The sequence below is a fragment of the Streptomyces sp. NPDC028368 genome (genome assembly GCF_055565615.1).
The window spans coordinates 618,067-635,625 of record NZ_JBVHTY010000001.1 but is presented as its reverse complement, the minus strand read 5'-3'; the positions used below and the strand labels follow the sequence as shown (position 1 = coordinate 635,625).

Annotated in this window: 13 protein-coding genes and 1 pseudogene; 9 read left to right on the top strand and 5 right to left on the bottom strand. The window is 70.1% G+C overall.

Features of this window, described 5'->3' with window-relative positions; translation table 11 throughout:
- Positions 1–142: 142 nt before the first annotated feature.
- The 5 genes from ACZ4S3_RS02800 to ACZ4S3_RS02780 all read left to right on the top strand — a co-directional run bounded on the left by ACZ4S3_RS02800 (position 143) and on the right by ACZ4S3_RS02780 (position 7,034).
- Positions 143–1,300, top strand: coding sequence for a CaiB/BaiF CoA transferase family protein (locus ACZ4S3_RS02800; protein ID WP_467924883.1), 1,158 nt, complete (start codon positions 143–145; stop codon positions 1,298–1,300).
- Complete coding sequence (locus ACZ4S3_RS02795; RefSeq protein ID WP_467924881.1) at positions 1,300–2,325, top strand: LLM class F420-dependent oxidoreductase; 1,026 nt, start codon at positions 1,300–1,302, stop codon at positions 2,323–2,325. The genes ACZ4S3_RS02800 and ACZ4S3_RS02795 overlap by 1 nt, the downstream gene beginning before the upstream one ends.
- 27 nt (positions 2,326–2,352) lie before the next feature.
- Entirely contained in the window at positions 2,353–3,495 is a 1,143-nt protein-coding gene (locus ACZ4S3_RS02790; protein ID WP_467925229.1) for an acyl-CoA dehydrogenase family protein, read from the top strand.
- Positions 3,496–3,581: 86 nt separating this feature from the next.
- Positions 3,582–4,796 carry an acetyl-CoA C-acetyltransferase gene (locus ACZ4S3_RS02785; protein ID WP_467924878.1) on the top strand — a complete coding sequence of 405 codons (1,215 nt, stop codon included), beginning with the start codon at positions 3,582–3,584 and terminating at the stop codon, positions 4,794–4,796.
- 33 nt (positions 4,797–4,829) lie between these two features.
- Positions 4,830–7,034 carry a 3-hydroxyacyl-CoA dehydrogenase NAD-binding domain-containing protein gene (locus tag ACZ4S3_RS02780; RefSeq protein WP_467924875.1) on the top strand — a complete coding sequence of 735 codons (2,205 nt, stop codon included), beginning with the start codon at positions 4,830–4,832 and terminating at the stop codon, positions 7,032–7,034.
- A 39-nt stretch (positions 7,035–7,073) separates the two neighbouring features.
- Here ACZ4S3_RS02780 and ACZ4S3_RS02775 read toward each other — a convergent pair whose 3' ends face one another.
- Positions 7,074–7,811, bottom strand: a complete 738-nt coding sequence (locus ACZ4S3_RS02775; RefSeq protein WP_467924873.1) for a MerR family transcriptional regulator — start codon at positions 7,809–7,811, stop codon at positions 7,074–7,076.
- A gap of 65 nt (positions 7,812–7,876) precedes the next feature.
- Between ACZ4S3_RS02775 and ACZ4S3_RS02770 the strand changes: the two genes are divergently transcribed.
- From ACZ4S3_RS02770 to ACZ4S3_RS02760, 3 genes are all read left to right on the top strand, one after another.
- Positions 7,877–9,709 carry an AMP-dependent synthetase/ligase gene (locus tag ACZ4S3_RS02770; RefSeq protein WP_467924871.1) on the top strand — a complete coding sequence of 611 codons (1,833 nt, stop codon included), beginning with the start codon at positions 7,877–7,879 and terminating at the stop codon, positions 9,707–9,709.
- A 119-nt stretch (positions 9,710–9,828) separates the two neighbouring features.
- Positions 9,829–11,289 (top strand): amino acid permease, encoded by a 1,461-nt coding sequence (locus tag ACZ4S3_RS02765; RefSeq protein ID WP_467924869.1) that lies wholly within the window; start codon positions 9,829–9,831, stop codon positions 11,287–11,289.
- A 139-nt stretch (positions 11,290–11,428) separates the two neighbouring features.
- Positions 11,429–11,902 carry a macro domain-containing protein gene (locus ACZ4S3_RS02760; protein ID WP_467925227.1) on the top strand — a complete coding sequence of 158 codons (474 nt, stop codon included), beginning with the start codon at positions 11,429–11,431 and terminating at the stop codon, positions 11,900–11,902.
- A gap of 49 nt (positions 11,903–11,951) precedes the next feature.
- Here the strand turns inward: ACZ4S3_RS02760 and sph are convergent, their stop codons facing one another.
- Both sph and ACZ4S3_RS02750 read right to left on the bottom strand, forming a co-directional pair.
- Positions 11,952–12,926, bottom strand: a complete 975-nt coding sequence (gene sph / locus ACZ4S3_RS02755; protein WP_467924867.1) for a sphingomyelin phosphodiesterase — start codon at positions 12,924–12,926, stop codon at positions 11,952–11,954.
- A gap of 157 nt (positions 12,927–13,083) precedes the next feature.
- Complete coding sequence (locus ACZ4S3_RS02750) at positions 13,084–14,229, bottom strand: acyl-CoA dehydrogenase family protein (protein WP_467924865.1); 1,146 nt, start codon at positions 14,227–14,229, stop codon at positions 13,084–13,086.
- 110 nt (positions 14,230–14,339) lie between these two features.
- Between ACZ4S3_RS02750 and ACZ4S3_RS02745 the strand changes: the two genes are divergently transcribed.
- Positions 14,340–15,005, top strand: a complete 666-nt coding sequence (locus ACZ4S3_RS02745) for a TetR/AcrR family transcriptional regulator (protein WP_467924863.1) — start codon at positions 14,340–14,342, stop codon at positions 15,003–15,005.
- Positions 15,006–15,159: 154 nt separating this feature from the next.
- On the opposite strand, the pseudogene ACZ4S3_RS02740 reads toward ACZ4S3_RS02745, so the two are convergent.
- Positions 15,160–16,635, bottom strand: a pseudogene (locus ACZ4S3_RS02740) (aldehyde dehydrogenase family protein).
- Positions 16,632–17,513 carry an oxygenase MpaB family protein gene (locus tag ACZ4S3_RS02735; protein WP_467924860.1) on the bottom strand — a complete coding sequence of 294 codons (882 nt, stop codon included), beginning with the start codon at positions 17,511–17,513 and terminating at the stop codon, positions 16,632–16,634. Before ACZ4S3_RS02735 ends, ACZ4S3_RS02740 begins: the two are co-directional and overlap by 4 nt.
- Positions 17,514–17,559: the final 46 nt, after the last annotated feature.

Sequence of the window (17,559 nt, the reverse complement as noted above, 5' to 3'; positions counted from 1 at the left end):
CATCGTCGGCGCGGGCCTTTTCCGGTGGCCGGCACTTGGCTCGGGGGGCTTGTGGAAAGTGGAACACGTTCTTAACATCACGAGTGTTACATCAGAAGTGTCACAGTGGCGTGCGACGTGCGGCGGAGGGACAGGGGGCGCGATGGCTGAGTCAGGTAACGGCCCGCTGAGCGGGGTGCGGGTCGTCGAGCTCGCGGGCATCGGCCCCGGGCCGTTCGCAGCCATGCTGCTGGCCGACCTCGGTGCCGATGTGGTGCGAGTGGACCGGCCCGGAGGCTCCGGACTGCGCATCGACCCGGCGTATGACATCACCAACCGCAACAAACGCTCGGTGCTGGTGGACCTGAAGGACCCCGAGGGCGCGGCGCAGGTTCTCGACCTGGTCGAGCGCGCGGATGTGCTGATCGAGGGGTACCGGCCCGGTGTGGCCGAGCGGCTCGGCGTCGGCCCCGAGCAGTGCCTGGCCCGCAATTCCCGGCTGGTGTACGGGCGGATGACCGGCTGGGGACAGCAGGGGCCGCTCGCCGACACCGCGGGGCACGACATCGGCTATATCGCCATCACCGGCGCCCTCGGCATGATCGGACCGCCCGACGGACCGCCCGCCATCCCCGCCAACCTGGTGGGTGATTACGCCGGCGGCTCCCTCTACCTGGTCATCGGTGTGCTCGCGGCCCTCCAGCACGCCCGCACCGAGGGCGGCCAGGGCCAGGTCGTGGATGCCGCGATCGTCGACGGCACGGCTCATCTGACGGCGATGATCCACGGCATGCTGGCGGCCGGCGGCTGGCAGGACCGGCGCGGCGCGAATCTGCTCGACGGCGGGACGCCGTTCTACGGGGCCTACGAAACCGCGGACGGCGGCTATATGGCCGTCGGTGCGCTGGAGAAGCGGTTCTACGGCGAGTTCATCCGCCTCCTGGGCATCGAGGAGACCGCGCCCAGCCGCGACGACCTGGCCGGATGGAGCGAGCTGCGCACCGCCATCGCCATCCGGTTCAAGACCCGTACACGCGCGGAATGGACCGCCGTATTCCAGGAGTCCGACGCCTGCGTGGCGCCCGTACTGTCCCTGCGCGAGGCCCCGGCGCATCCGCATCTCGCCGCCCGCGGCACCTTCGTCGACCACGGCGGGATCACCCAGCCCGCGCCCGCGCCGCGCTTCTCCCACACCCCGGGTGCGGTGCGCAGACCGCCCGCGCAGCCCGGCGCGGACACCGAAGAGATCGCCCGCGACTGGCAGATCCCCAGCCTCACCGCCGGTCCGGCCCGCACCGAGCCGCAGGAGGCGGACAGCTGATGGAACTCGCCACCACGCTCCAGTACGCGGGCGACCCGCGCCAGGCCGCCGAGGAGGTCGCCGCCCTGGAAGGGGCCGGTCTGGACGCCATCTGGGTCGCCGAGGCCTATGGCTTCGACTCGCCGACGATCATGGGCTTCCTCGCCGCCCGCACCGAGCGCGCCAAGATCGGCTCGGCGATCCTGAACGTCTACTCCCGCACCCCCGCCCTGATCGCCCAGACCGCCGCCGGGCTGGACGCCGTCTCCGGCGGCCGGGCGCTGCTGGGCCTGGGTGCATCCGGACCGCAGGTCGTCGAGGGCTGGCACGGCAAGCCGTACGACAGACCGCTGGGCCGCACCCGCGAGACCATCGAGCTGTGCCGCCGTATCTGGCGCCGCGAGACCATCGACCACCACGGCATCACCGATATGCCGCTGCCCCCGGAGAAGGGCGGCCGGCTCGGCAAACCGCTGAAGATCCTCACCCGGCCGGTGCGCCCCGACATCCCCGTCTACGTCGCCGCGCTCGGCCCGGCCAACGTCCGGATGACCGCCGAGGTCGCCGACGGCTGGCTGCCCACCCTCTTCATCCCGGAGAAGGCCGGTGCGGTGTGGGGCACCCCGCTGGCCGAGGGCGCCGCCCGTCGAGACCCGGCGCTGGGGCCGCTGCAAACGGTCGCCGGGGGCCTGCTGGCCATCGGCGAAGAGGCCGCCGCCGTAAGGGAGTTGGCCCGCCCGACGATCGCGCTGTACATCGGCGGAATGGGCGCCAAGGGCAAGAACTTCTACCACGACCTCGCCGTCGCCTATGGCTACGAAGAGGCCGCGCACACCATCCAGGAGCTGTACCTCGCCGGGAAGAAGCGGGAGGCGGAGGCGGCCGTACCGGACGAATTCTGCGAGCTGATGTCCCTGTGCGGGCCCGAGGGGTACGTCCGCGAGCGCATCGAGGCCTTCCGCGAGGCGGGCGTGACGATGCTCAACGTCCACCCCATAGGACCCGAGCCCGCGAAGCTGATCGAGACCGTCAAGAACTGGCTCTGAGGAGGGCCCGCAGAGATGACCGCGCAGATGCAGCGCCAGATCTTCACCGAGGACCACGAGGCCTTCCGCGAGACCGTACGCACCTTCCTGGCCAAGGAGGTGACACCGCATTACGAGCAGTGGGAGAAGGACGGCATCGTCAGCCGGGACGCCTGGCGGGCGGCCGGCCGGCAGGGTCTGCTGGGACTGGCGGTGCCCGAAGAGTACGGCGGCGGAGGGGAGAGCGACTTCCGCTACAGCGCCGTACTGGCCGAGGAGTTCACCCGCGCCGGTGCCGCCGGGCTCGCCGTCGGGCTGCACAACGACATCATCGGCCCGTACCTGACGACGCTCGGCACCGAGGAGCAGAAGCGCCGCTGGCTGCCCGGCTTCTGCAGCGGCGAGATCATCACCGCCATCGCGATGACCGAGCCGGGCGCGGGATCCGACCTCCAGGGCATCCGCACCTCGGCCGAGGACCGTGGCGACCACTGGATCCTCAACGGCTCCAAGACGTTCATCTCCAACGGCATCCTCGCCGACCTCGTCATCGTCGTCGCGAAGACCACCCCCGAGGGCGGGGCACACGGTCTGAGCCTGCTGGTCGTCGAGCGCGGCATGGCGGGCTTCGAGCGCGGCCGCAACCTCGACAAGATCGGCCAGAAGGCGCAGGACACCGCCGAGCTGTTCTTCCACGACGTACGGGTGCCGAAGGAGAATCTGCTCGGCGAGCTGAACGGCGCGTTCATCCATCTGATGACCCATCTCGCGCAGGAGCGGATGGGCATCGCCGTCGCCGGGATCGCCGCCGCCGAACACCTGCTGGAGATCACCAGCCAGTACGTCAAGGAGCGCGAGGCGTTCGGCCGGCCGCTGGCCAAGCTCCAGCACATCCGCTTCGAGATAGCCGAGATGGCCACCGAGTGCGCCGTCACCCGCGCCTTCCTGGACCGCTGCATAGCCGACCACTCGGCAGGCGAACTGGACGCGGTACACGCCTCGATGGCCAAGTGGTGGGCGACCGAGCTGCAGAAGCGGGTCGCCGACCGCTGCCTCCAACTCCACGGCGGCTACGGCTATATGACCGAATACCGCGTCGCCAAGGCCTTCACCGACGGCCGTATCCAGACGATCTACGGCGGCACCACCGAGATCATGAAGGAGATCATCGGGCGCTCCCTGCTCGGCTGACGCCCGGCTGCCCCCGGAGCGGACCCGACCGGCCCCGGCCCCGCCCGCTGCCCCCGCCCCACCTCTCATCCGAAAGGCTTGTTGACTTGAGTACCGAAGCGTACGTATACGACGCGATCCGCACCCCGCGCGGCCGCGGCAAGGCCAATGGCGCACTGCACGGCACCAAGCCGATCGACCTGGTCGTCGGCCTCATCGGCGAGGTGCGGCGGCGCTTTCCCGACCTCGACCCGGCGGCGATCGACGACATCGTGCTCGGCGTCGTGGGCCCGGTCGGCGACCAGGGCTCGGACATCGCCCGGATCGCGGCGATCGCCGCCGGACTGCCGGACACCGTCGCCGGCGTCCAGGAGAACCGCTTCTGTGCCTCCGGCCTCGAGGCGGTCAACATGGCCGCCGCCAAGGTCCGTTCGGGCTGGGAGGACCTGGTCCTGGCGGGCGGCGTCGAGTCGATGTCGCGGGTCCCGATGGCCTCCGACGGCGGCGCCTGGTTCGCCGACCCGATGACCAACTTCGAGACCGGCTTCGTCCCGCAGGGCATCGGCGCCGACCTCATCGCCACCGTGGAGGGCTACACCCGCCGCGATGTCGACGAGTTCGCCGCGCTCTCCCAGGAGCGGGCCGCCGCGGCCTGGAAGGACGGCCGCTTCGAGCGCTCCGTCGTCCCCGTACGCGACCGCAACGGCCTGGTCGTCCTCGACCACGACGAGCACATGCGTCCCGGCACCACCTCCGACTCCCTGGCCGGCCTCAAGCCCTCCTTCGCCGCCATCGGCGACGCGGGCGGCTTCGACGCGGTCGCCCTGCAGAAGTACCACTGGGTCGAGAAGATCGACCACGTCCACCACGCGGGCAACTCCTCCGGCATCGTGGACGGCGCGGCCCTCGTCGCCATCGGCTCCAAGGAGGTCGGCGAGCGCTACGGCCTGACCCCGCGGGCCCGGATCATCTCCGCCGCGGTCTCCGGCTCCGAGCCGACGATCATGCTCACCGGCCCCGCGCCCGCCAGCCGCAAGGCGCTGGCCAAGGCCGGCCTGACCATCGACGACATCGACCTCGTCGAGATCAACGAGGCCTTCGCCGCGGTCGTGCTGCGCTTCGTCAAGGACATGGGCCTCAGCCTGGACAAGGTCAACGTCAACGGCGGCGCCATCGCCATGGGCCACCCGCTCGGCGCCACCGGCGCGATGATCCTCGGCACCCTCATCGACGAGCTGGAGCGGCAGGACAAGCGCTACGGCCTGGCCACCCTCTGCGTCGGCGGCGGCATGGGGATCGCCACCGTCATCGAGCGCCTCTGACCGCCCGTCCCACCCCCTTACGGAGAAGCCACAGTGAGCGAGCCCACCGCAGCGTCGACCATTCGCTGGGAGCAGGACGAGACCGGCGTCGTCACCCTGGTCCTGGACGATCCCGACCAGTCCGCCAACACCATGAACAACGCCTTCAAGGCCTCCCTCACCGCGGTCGCCGACCGCCTGGAGGCCGAGAAGGACAGCATCCGCGGCATCATCTTCACCTCCGCCAAGAAGACCTTCTTCGCCGGCGGCGACCTGCACGACCTGATCGCCGTCACCCCCGCCCAGGCGCAGCAGGCCTTCGAGGCGGGCAACGGCATCAAGCGCGACCTGCGCCGTATCGAAACCCTCGGCAAGCCCGTCGTGGCGGCCATCAACGGCGCGGCGCTGGGCGGCGGTTACGAGATCGCGCTCGCCTGCCACCACCGCATCGCCCTTGACACCCCCGCCACCAAGATCGGCCTGCCGGAGGTCACCCTCGGTCTGCTGCCCGCGGGCGGCGGCGTCACCCGCACGGTCCGCCTCCTCGGCATCACCGACGCGCTGCTGAAGGTGCTGCTCCAGGGCACCCAGTACAACGCCACCCGGGCCAAGGACGCCGGCCTGATCCACGACGTCGCGGCCACCCCCGAGGAACTGCTCGCCAAGGCCCGCGCCTTCGTCGACGAGCACCCAGAGTCCCAGCAGCCCTGGGACGTCAAGGGTTACCGCATCCCCGGCGGCACCCCGGCCCACCCGAAGTTCGCGGCCAACCTCCCGGCGTTCCCCGCCAACCTCAAGAAGCAGGTGGGCGGCGCGCCCTACCCGGCGCCGCGCAACATCCTCGCGGCCGCCGTCGAGGGCTCCCAGGTCGACTTCGAGACCGCCCAGACCATCGAGGCGCGCTACTTCGTCGAGCTGGTGACCGGCCAGATCTCCAAGAACATGATCCAGGCCTTCTTCTTCGATCTGCAGGCCGTCAATTCCGGCGCCAACCGGCCCAAGGGCATCGAGCCCCGCAAGGTCGAGAAGGTCGCCGTTCTCGGCGCCGGCATGATGGGCGCCGGCATCGCCTACTCCTGCGCCAGGGCCGGGATGCAGGTCGTCCTCAAGGACGTCACCCCGGACGCGGCCGAGCGGGGCAAGGAGTATGCGGCCGGGCTGCTCGCCAAGGCCCTGTCGCGCGGCCGTACGACCGAGGCCCAGCGCGACGAGCTGCTGGCGCGCATCACGCCCACCGCCGACCCGCAGGACCTCGCGGGCTGCGACGCCGTCATCGAGGCCGTCTTCGAGGACGTGGCGCTCAAGCACAAGGTGTTCAAGGAGATCCAGCACATCGTCGCTCCCGACGCGCTGCTGTGCTCCAACACCTCCACCCTGCCGATCACGCTGCTGGCCGAAGGCGTGGAGCGCGACCGCGACTTCATCGGGCTGCACTTCTTCTCGCCGGTCGACAAGATGCCGCTGGTGGAGATCATCAAGGGCGAGCGGACCGGCGACGAGACGCTGGCCCGCGCCTTCGACCTGGTGCGGCAGATCAAGAAGACCCCGATCGTCGTCAATGACTCGCGCGGCTTCTTCACCTCACGCGTCATCGGCCACTTCATCAACGAAGGCGTCGCGATGATCGGCGAGGGCCTCGACCCGGCCTCCGTCGAACAGGCCGCCGCCCAGGCCGGCTACCCGGCCAAGGTGCTGTCCCTGATGGACGAACTCACCCTCACCCTGCCGCGCAAGATCCGCAACGAGACCAAGCGGGCGGTCGAGGAAGCCGGCGGTACCTGGCAGCCGCACCCGGCCGACGCCGTCATCGACCGCATGGTGGACGAGTTCGGGCGGCCCGGCCGCAGCGGCGGCGCGGGCTTCTACGCGTACGGCGACGACGGCAAGCGGGTCGGCCTGTGGCCGGGGCTGCGCGAGCACTTCACGCAGGCCGGCGCCGCCATCCCGTTCGAGGACATGCGGGAGCGGATGCTGTTCTCCGAGGCGCTGGACACCGTCCGCTGCTTCGAGGAAGGCGTGCTGACCTCGGTCGCCGACGCCAACATCGGCTCCATCTTCGGCATCGGCTTCCCCGGCTGGACCGGCGGCGTGATCCAGTACATCAACGGATACCAGGGCGGGCCAGGGCGGGAGAAGCTCGTCGGCCTGCCCGGGTTCGTAGCGCGCGCCCGCGAGCTGGAGGCGGCGTACGGCGAGCGGTTCGCGCCGTCCGCGCTGCTGGTCGAGAAGGCCGAGAAGGGCGAGAAGTTCAGCGACTGACCGACGAGGGGCGGGCCATGACGGCCCGCCCCTCACCCTTCACGCCTCGCTCCGCTCGCTCCTGCCGAACCACTCCCGCAGTTCCTGCTTCATCGACCGCTGGAAGGCGGTGACCAGCGCCTGCACGACCATCGGCTGCATATGGGCGGAGAGCGATTTCATCCGCGCCATCTCCTCCTCGTCCGGCCCGCCGTCCCGGTACGGCTCCCACACCTCGTCCTTGAAGAGCCGGCTCAGCTCGCGCGCCGCCGAGCGGGTGTGCTCGATGACGACGGTGCGCGCCGCCAGGATCGTCTCCAGCGCGATCGGTACGTCCAGCAGGCGCGTGCCCAGGTGCAGCAGGCCCGGATCGACCTGGAAGACCTCCGGGTCATCGGTGCGTACGAGCACGCTCATGGCCGCCAGCCGGTCCAGGTCCTCCTCGGTCAGCTCCCGGCCGACCCGCCGCTCCAGCTGGTCCCGGGTCGCCTCCTCCGCCTTGTCGGGCACCCAACTCGCCACCAGCGCACGGTGGATGGCCAGATCCTGCGCGCTCAGATCGGGCGGCAGCTGGGCCAGATAGCGCTCGATCGCGGACAAGGTCAAGCCCTGATGCTGGAGTTCCTCGATCAGCGCGAGCCGCGAGAGATGGTCCGGTCCGTAGCGGCCGACCCGGCGCGGGCCGATCTCGGGCGGCGGCAGCAGCCCGCGCGTGCTGTAGAAGCGGATCGTGCGGACCGTGACGCCGGCGCGGGCGGCCAGTTCGTCGACCGTCAGGTCGGTGGCGGACTCCATCATGTTCAACAGTATTGCTGTCTCACCACTCTTGTGAAACCTTCTGAACCCTTCACCAGGAGGTCACCTTGACCACGATCCTGCGCATGCCCGGCGAACCGGACCAACTCACCCTTCCCGCCCTGTTGTTACGCAACGCCGAGGACCACGGGGAACTGCCCGCGCTCTCCTGGCGCAACGCCGACGAAACCGCCGGCTGGCACACGCTGAGCTGGGCCGGGGTCCGGCGCCGCGTCGCGGAGCTGGCCGCCGGGTACCGCGCGCTCGGCGTACGGCGCGGCGAGATCGTCCTCCTCATGATGGGCAACCGCCCCGAGCACTGGCTCAGCGACCTCGCCCTCGTACACCTCGGCGCGATCCCCGTGACGGTGTACGGCACCGCGGCGCCCGAACAGATCGCCCATATCGTCCGGCACAGCAGGGCCCGCTTCGCCGTCCTGGAAGGTGCGCGCGAGCGCGGGCGCTGGGAGCCGCTGCTCGACGATGCCGCCGCCCGGCTCGAGAAGCTGGTGCTGGTGGATGCGGAGGACGCCGGCGATCCGGACCGGTACGAGACCTACACCGCGCTGGCCGCCCGCGGCGCCGGTCTCCGCGACCCCCAGGAGTTCGAGGCGGCATGGCGGCAGGGAGACGCGGCCGACACCCTCACCGTCGTCTACACCTCCGGCACCACCGGCGATCCCAAGGGCGTCGTGGTCAGCCACCGCAATGTGCTCCTCAACGCGAGGGCGCTGGATGCCGCCGTCGAGCTGCCCGATCATGTCGAGCACCTCTGCTATCTCCCCTTCGCCCATATCGCCGAGCGGATGCTGGGCATCTATCTGCCGGTCTTCCGCGCCTCACACGTCTATCTCTGCGCCGACCCGGCGGCGGTCGCCGCGACGGCCCGCGAGCTGCATCCGGCGCAGTTCTTCGGCGTGCCGAGGGTCTGGGAGAAGCTCGCGGCGGCCGTACGGGCGGCGCTCGCGCTGCTCCCGCAGGAGCGGCGGGCGGCGGTGGAGGCGGCGGGCGTGACCGCCCGTGCGTATGTGGCCTGCCGGGAGCGCGGCGAGCGGCCTTCCGAGGTGCTGGCGGCCGCATACGCGCAGGTCAAGGCCGAGGTGCTGGATCCGCTGCTGGCTCTGGCCGGGTTCGACCGGCTGGTGTGGACCGCGAGTGCGTCCGCGCCGATGCCGCCCGACGTGGTCCGGTTCTGGGCCGGTCTGGGCATCGTGATCATGGATGCCTGGGGGCTGACCGAGACGGCGGGCGTGTCCACGACGAACGGTCCCGGCGCCTTCCGGCTGGGCTCGGTCGGCCGCCCGATCGACGGCCTCGAGGTGCGCACGGCCCAGGACGGGGAGATCGAGGTGCGGGGGCGCACGGTATGCGACGGCTATCTGCGGGCGGACGGGTCGGTGGAACCGGCCGCCGATGCCGACGGCTGGTTCGCGACCGGCGACATCGGCAGGGTGGACGAGGACGGCTACCTCTGGCTGACCGACCGCAAGAAGGAAATGATCGTGACGTCCACGGGCAAGAACGTCTCGCCCGCGCTGGTCGAGAACACCCTCAAGGAACACCCGCTCATCGGGCAGGCGCTGGCATACGGCGACGGCCGGTCCTATCTGGTGGCGCTGCTGGTGCTGGACGCGGAGCTGGCCCCGGCCTGGGCGGCGCGGCACGGCATCGAGGGGACGCTACGGGAGCTGGCCGGGCATCCGGCCGTCCAGGAAGAGGTCGAGCGGGCCGTGGCGGCCGCGAATACGCACCTGAACCGGACCGAGCAGGTCAAGCGATTTTTGCTGCTGGGTGAGGAGTGGTGTCCGGAAACCGGCGAGCTGACCCCTTCCCTGAAGCTGCGCCGCCGGGTGATTCACGAGAAATACCGTCACATCCTACAAGGTTTTTACGCCATGTGATCTTGCCCACAGACGGGGGAGCGGTCTTCAGGGATGGTGTGCCGTCGGCCGACTTCGCGCGATCCGCGGAGTCCTATGGCCCCGCTCAAGCACCTGCCTGAAAGCGAGATCCACCAGCAGTGAGCACAGAAACCGTCACAGACGCAGCCCAGAGGTCACCTGACGGGGGGAGCGGCGCACGGCAGGATGCGGGCGACGCGGGCTACAGCAAGGGCCTCAAGGGCCGCCACATCAACATGATCGCCATCGGCGGCGCGATCGGCACCGGCCTGTTCCTCGGCGCCGGTGGCCGGCTCCACTCCGCCGGTCCCTCGCTGGCCATCGCCTACGCGGTCTGCGGCCTCTTCGCCTTCTTCGTCGTACGGGCGCTCGGCGAGCTGGTGCTGCACCGCCCGTCCTCCGGCTCCTTCGTCTCGTACGCCCGGGAGTTCCTGGGGGAGAAGGGCGCGTACGTCGCCGGCTGGATGTATGTCGTCAACTGGTCCACGACCGGTATCGCCGACATCACGGCCATCGCTCTCTACACGCACTACTGGAGCATGTTCACCAGCATCCCGCAGTGGGTGATGGCGCTGATCGCACTCGCGGTCGTGCTGTCGGTGAACCTGATCTCGGTGAAGATCTTCGGTGAGCTGGAGTTCTGGTTCGCGATCATCAAGGTCGCGGCGCTGGTCGCCTTCATGTTCATCGGCATCTTCCTGCTGGCCACCCAGCACCCGGTCGCCGGACAAACGCCAGGGCTGCATCTGATCACCGACCACGGCGGTCTCTTCCCGACCGGCCTGATGCCCATGGTGATCGTGCTCCAGGGTGTGGTCTTCGCCTACTCCGCCGTCGAGCTGGTCGGTGTCACCGCGGGTGAGACCAATGAGCCCGAGAAGGTCGTGCCGAAGGCCGTCAACTCCATCATGTGGCGGGTCGGCATCTTCTATGTCGGTTCGGTCGTGCTGCTGGCGATGCTGCTGCCGTGGAACAAGTTCACCGGTGGCGAGAGCCCCTTCGTGACCGTGCTGTCCAACCTCGGTGTGCCGTACGCGGGCGATGTCATGAACCTCGTCGTGATGACCGCGGCCATGTCGAGCCTCAACTCCGGCCTCTACTCGACCGGCCGGATCCTGCGCTCGATGTCCATGGCCGGTTCGGCGCCGAAGTTCGTCGGCCGCATGAACCGCAACCAGGTTCCGTACGGCGGCATCATGCTCACCGCCACGGTGTGCGTCCTTGGCGTCGGGCTCAACTACCTCGTGCCGGGCCAGGCGTTCGAGATCGTGATCAACATCGCCGCGCTGGGTGTCATCAGTACCTGGGTCACGATCATGATCTGTCACATGGTGTTTGTGCGCCGCTCCCGTGAGGGGCTGCTCTCGCGCCCGAAGTTCCGGCTCCCGGGCACGCCGGTCACCGATATCGCCACCATCGTCTTCCTCGTCGGCGTCATCGTGCTGATGTGGTTCGACGACGGTGTCGGCCGGCAGACCGTGATGCTGATCCCGGTCCTGGCCGCCGCGCTGGTCGCCGGCTGGTACGCGGTCCGCGGCCGGGTGGCCCGGATCGCCAAGGAACGCGAACTGGCGGAATAACCGCGCAGTAGCGGACGCCTGAGAACGCAGGGGCGGCCGCGGAGGCCCGAGAGGCTTCCGCGGCCGCCCCTGCGCTTGATCGTCCCGACCGATTGTCAGTGGTCGCCTTTACGGTTGAGGCATGACTGAGAACACGGGGATCTCACACGTCACGTACCTCAAGGGGGACGCCACCGCGCCGCAGGGCAAGGGCGTCAAGATCATCGCCCATGTCTGCAACGACCTCGGCGGCTGGGGCAAGGGCTTCGTTCTGGCGCTCTCGCGCCGCTGGCCGGAGCCGGAGGCGGCATACCGCGCATGGCACCGCGCGCGGGCGGGGAACGACTTCGGGCTGGGCGCGGCGCAGTTCGTCCAGGTCGGACAGCGTCTCTGGGTGGCCAATATCGTTGGGCAGCGCGGGATCCGTACGGGCAGCAAGGGCGTTCCGGTGCGGTACGAAGCCATCGACGCGGGCCTGGGCCGGGTGGCGGCCAAGGCCCAGGAACTCGGGGCCTCGGTCCATATGCCGCGGATCGGCTGCGGGCTGGCGGGCGGCAAGTGGTCCCGGGTGGAGCCGCTGATATCCGAGCGGCTCACCCGGCACGGCATACCGGTGACGGTCTACGACCACTGACGGACCGCGCCCGCCGGCCGGACCACCCGCCGGCCGCACCTGACGCAGCTCAGCCGCCCAGAAGCGGATAGTGATCGGAGAGATTGGTGTAGGTGTAGTCCGTGCCCCAGCTGGACACCGTCCAGGGCGCCGACTCCTCCTTGATCACCTTGTTCTGCCAGTCGGCGGGCCGGGCGTGGCCGTTGCGGTACAGGACGTAGTCCAGGTCCTCGCGGGGATCGTTCGGGTAGCGGTACTTGGCGATCGAGTTCTCCTGGGTGTCGAAGGAGTACGGGTGGCCCGTGCGGCTGTCCGCGGGGGCCAGGTCGCCGTTGCTGAGCAGCGCGTTGTACTCGTCGCCGTGTGAGTCGATGTTCAGGTCGCCGGCCACCATGACCTCTTCGCCGGCCGGGATGTTCTTGGCGTCGAGGAAGGCGTCGATCTCCTTGAGCTGCCGGGCGCGGTCGGCGGCCGCCTCGCCCGCCTTGCAGCCCGAGTCGGTGGACTGGGTGTGGGTGCCGACCACATGCACCTTGGTGCCGTTCACGTCCAGCACCGCATAGACGAAGCCCTTGTTGGAGTAGGAGTCCGAACCACAGGCGTCCTTGTAGATGTACTGCTCCTTGCGCAGGATCGGCCACTTGCTCAGCAGCGTCACCCCGCCGTCCTCGGGGGTGGCGGCGGAGTAGGCGCCGCCGGTGGCGTCCCAGCCGTCCTTGCTGCGGCCGACCACCGGGGTCTGGTGCGGGTACTGCGCCGAGGCGTTGGCCTTCAGGGCGTCGGAGGAGGAGTTGTCGAAGGCTTCCTGGAGGACGACGACGTCGTTGCCCTGGAAGAAGTCCGCGGCCGGGATCGCCTGCGCGCGGTGGTCCTGGCCCCAGTTGGGATAGAGGTTCTTGCTCATGAGGAAGGTGTTGTAGGTGAGCACCTTCAGATGGGGGGTGGTGGCGGCCGACGCTGTGGGGGATGCGACGGTCAGGGTGACGGCGGCCAGGGCTGCGGCTATCGCGGCGACCCGGGTAGAGCGGAGCGCTGAGTGCGACACGGGAACTCCCTGCGGGGGGTGGGGGTTTGATCCGGCGACGCTTATCCAATCAGCTGAGGTTACTTCCAGGTAACCATCTGGGGAGAGGGAGATTGAGGGCAGGGAGATTTACTTGCCGCACGTGGCTGCGGCCGCAGTTCCGGGCCGCAGGGCGTCGTTACAGGCCGTAGGTCTTGCCGATGATGTCGCGCTGGATCTCGCTGGTGCCGCCGTAGACGGTGGAGACCACGGCGGTGCGGAGGTGGCGTTCCATGCCGTACTCCGTCGCATAGCCGTAGCCGCCCATCATCTGCATGCCCTCCAGGGCGGCGTGTTTGGCGGTCTCGGTGGCTTTGAGCTTCGCCATGGATGCCTCGCGGGGGAAGAGCCGGTCCGGTTCCGCGTCGCAGCGGGCGGCCACGTCCCGTACGAGCAGGCCCGCGCACTCGATTTCGGTGGCCAGGTCGGCGAGCCGGTGACGCAGCGCCTGGAATGAGCCGACCGGGCGGCCGAACTGCTCGCGCTCGCGGACGTAGGCGAGGGTGTCGTCGAAGATCCGGCGGGAGAGACCGAGCATGTTGGCGGCGAGGAAGAGGCGTTCGGCGTTCAGGCCTGCCATCAGCTGGGTCCAGGCGTGATCGGCGCGTCCGACCACCGCGTCGGCGGGCAGCCGGACATCGGTGAGGAAGACATCGTTGACCTCGCGGCCGCCCATGGTGTCGATGCCGCGGATCTCGACGCCGGCGGTGGCGGCGGGCAGATGGAACATCGTCAGTCCTTCATGCCTGCCGCCGTCGCCGCCGGTCCTGGCCACCAGCAGGATGTGCTCGGCGAGGTGGGCGTTGGAGATCCAGGTCTTATGGCCATTGATCAGCCAGCCGCCGTTCTCGGTGCGTTCGGCGCGGCAGCGCAGTGCGGCGACGTCCGAGCCCGCGCCCGGTTCGGACATCGCGATGGACAGCACCTGACCGGCGATCGCGCCACCGATCGCGGCCTTCTTCTGGGCCGGGCTGCCGAACCTTTCGTACGCCTTGGCGGTGATCACCGAGGTGATGAAGCCGCCGGCCGGGACGAGTCCGTGGGCGCACTCCTCCAGGAAGAGGCAGGCGTCGGTCATTCCGCCGCCCGCTCCGCCGTACTCTTCGGGAAGACACACCCCGAGCCAGCCCAGGGCCGCCAGCCGCGTGTAGAGCGAGGGGCTGTGCGGGCCGCCGGTCTCGGCGGTCAGGGTGTCGCGCTGCTCGCGGGTACCGCACTCGCGGCGGGCGAATGCGCGCAGCGCGGTGACGAAGTCCTGCTGTTCCGGGGTGAGCGGGGTGGCCATCGAATGCCTCCTGGGCAGGGCGTAGTTACAAAGCTATTCGGTTAGTGTCTTTGTTGCGTGACGGTGTTACGTGACTCCGGTACGAGGACCGGGGAGGACGGGGAGGGCCGATGGGCGCACGGAGTACGGATGCGACGCCAACTGCCGGGCCGGGCGCCTGGGATGACGGGTCACTGCTGGCGCGGGCGATGGCGAGCGCGCCGGCCGCGGATGCGCTGACCGGGAAGATTCTTGATGCCGCGCGAGAGCAGTTCATGACGTTCGGGCTGCGGCGTTCCACCGTGGACGATGTGGCGAAGCGGGCCAAGGTCTCGCGGGTCACGGTGTACCGGCGGGTGGGCAACAAGGACGAGCTGGTGCAGCAGGTGCTGCTGAGGGAGTACCGGCAGTTCGTGGCGGAGGTGGACGCGGCGGTTGCCGGGCTGCCGACGATGGAGGAGCGGATGGTGGAGGGGTTCGCCGCCATCCTTCGGCTGATCCGGGGGCATCCGTTGATCGGGGGCCTGATGCGGTTGGAGCCGGAGACGATGCTGCCGTATCTGACGCTGGAGAGTGGGCCGTCCTTTCTCGCGATGCGGGGGTATCTCGCGGCGCATTTGCGGCGGGCGCAGCGGGTGGAGGGGCGCGCGGAGAGCGATCCGACACCGGTTGCCGAGCTGATGGTGCGGATCACGGTCTCCTTTCTGCTCAATCCGGTCAGCTGCTTTGCGCTGGACGATGATGACCAGGCGCGGGGCTTTGCGCGCCGCTATCTGATGCCGTTGCTGGACAGCTGAACGGGCGGTGGGCGGCGGGCGGCGTGGACCGTCGGCATGGGGGATCGTCGGCATGGCGGACCGTTGGTATGGCGGACTGTCGGCCGGGCGGGTGGGCCGTCGGCCGGGCGGGCCCCGTCGGTGGTGCGGGCCTCCGGTGGGCCGGGCGGGCCCGTCACCGGCGCGCGTGCAGCCGTCGCCCCAGCTCAACGGCGCGCTCCGCCCTGCGCCGCGGTCTCGCGAACGACGTCAGATCGACCGGCGGCCGGAAGCGCCGCACTGTGAGGGAGCGCGGCGTGGCGAACGCCCGTAGGCCTTAGGCGCCGTGGATCCGCCCGTAACCGGATGCGCCGGAGCCACCGAAGGGGAGAGCGGGGATCGCGGCGAAGCCGAGGACCGAATTGACCGATACGGAACCGGTGTTGAGGCGTTCGGCCACCGCGAGCCCCGTGCGTCGGCTGCCCGTGAAGACCGCCGCGCCCAGGGCGTAGTCGCCGGCGTTGGCGCGGGCCACCGCCTCGTCAAGGTTGCGGACGGCGTTGACGGCGACGATCGGGCCGAAGGTTTCCTCGCGCATGGCGGGGGAGTCCTCGGGGACGTCGACCAGGACGACGGGGTGTACGTATGGCGGGCGTAGCGATGCGGGGCCGCCGTAGGGTGCGCGTGCGCCGGCGGCCAGGGCTTCCTTCATATGGCGTTCCACGGTGGCGAGTTGGGCGGGAAGGGTGAGCGGGCCGTAGTCCGCGTCCTGGTCCGCGCCGGGGCGTAGTGCGCGTACCCGATGCACGATGCGTGCGCACAGGTCGGCATGGACCGAGGCGACGGCGTAGACGCGTTCCACGCCCGCGCAGGTCTGGCCGGCATTGGCCATCGCGCCCCAGACGATCGCCTCGGCCGCCGCGTCCAGGTCCGCAGAGGCGTCCACCAGGACGGCGTCCTTGCCGCCGCATTCGGCGAGCAGCGGGGTGAGCATTTCGGCGCAGACGGCCGCCACCTTGCGGGCGGTGCCCGGCGATCCGGTGAAGGCGACCTTGTCGACTCCCGAGCGGGCCAGCGCCTCACCGGTGGCGCCATGGCCGGTGACGGTCTCGAGGAGGCCGGGGTGGCCGGGGACTTCCTCGGTCCAGCTCCGCGCCAGCAACTCCCCGACGGCCGGGGTCAGTTCGGAGGGTTTGAAGACCACCGCATTGCCTGCCGCGAGGGCGTAGCCGATGGAGCCCATGGGGGTGTGAAGCGGGTAGTTCCAGGGGCCGATCACGCCGATGACGCCGAGCGGGCGGTAGGCGAGCAGCGCCCGCTGGTGGACGGCGAGCGGGCCGGCGGGGACGCGGCGGCGGCCCAGGACCCGGCGGGCGTTGCGAGCCGCCCAGTCCAGGTGGACGAGGGTGAGCAGCACCTCGGCCCGCGCGTCGTGCAGGGGCTTGCCGGTCTCGGCGGAGATCAGCCGCGCGAACTCCTCCATCCGGCGGGCCAGCGACCGCTTCCAGGCGAGCAGCCGCGCCCGGCGGCCCGCCCAGCCGCACGCGGCCCAGTGGCGCGCCGCCGTAGCGGCCCTGTCGACGGCGGCGCGCACCTCCTCGGGGCCGTGCACCGGATGGTCGCCGACCGGTTCGCCGGTGGCGGGGGAGCGGGAGGTGAACCGGGCCGTCATGACGCGTCTTCGCAGGCCAGCGGCCGGAGCGGACGGTGCTGGGCCCAGGCGGGCCCGAGGTCGTCGAGGGTGTAGCCGAAGGGGTACGAACGGGGCGGGGCCAGGCCGGGGCGCGACTCGGGCCGGGCCGGCATCAGGCGCACGAAGGCGGCGCGGGCCCGCAGCGCACGTGTCGCCAACTCTTGTATCCAGGCGGGTTGTTGAGGGAAACCCAGGGCGCGCAGCAAGGGTTCGTCGAGCAGGGCGAGAGAGAAGCGGGCGATGGCCGGGCGCAGGGCCGCCGGGTACCAGGCGGACATGACGCGGAACGTGGCGTTGGCGACACGGTGGTTGGCCGGGTCGTAGGCGAACATCTCGGCCTCGTAGTCGTCGAGCAGCTTCTCGTAGCCGGCCATGGTGCGGGGCGCGCCCTCGATGCCCATCATCCCGGCCATCTTGTGGCCCACCAGGGCGAGTGCCTGGCATTCGTTGGCGCACAGCGGCCGCCAGCCGAAGCGGTCGATCCAGCGCTTGGGGCCGACGACGGTGGTGGCCAGTACGAAGCGGTAGTCCTCGTTGGCGATCTTGTACTTGCCATGGATGCGGTTGAGGTGACGGGCGGCGGCGCGGCCCCGCTCGGAGTCGAAGCCCTCGGCGGCCATCTCGTAGCCGAAGAGGACCGTGTCGTCGTAGCGCTTCTGTCCGGCGCGCTCGAACTCCTGGGTACGGTCGAGGAGTTGGGAAATGCGCGGCACGCCGTAGTCGCGCAGGAAGGCGATGCTGATGCCCTGCGCGTAGTCCCACGGGAACTCGTACCGGGTGATCCAGCGGAAGATCTGCTCGTAGTCGCGTTCGGGGTCCATCCTGCGGATCTCGCGCAGGCGGGTGTAGCGGCCCATGGGCGGGCACCTCCTGAAACGTGTACGCCTGAAACGTGTACGCCTG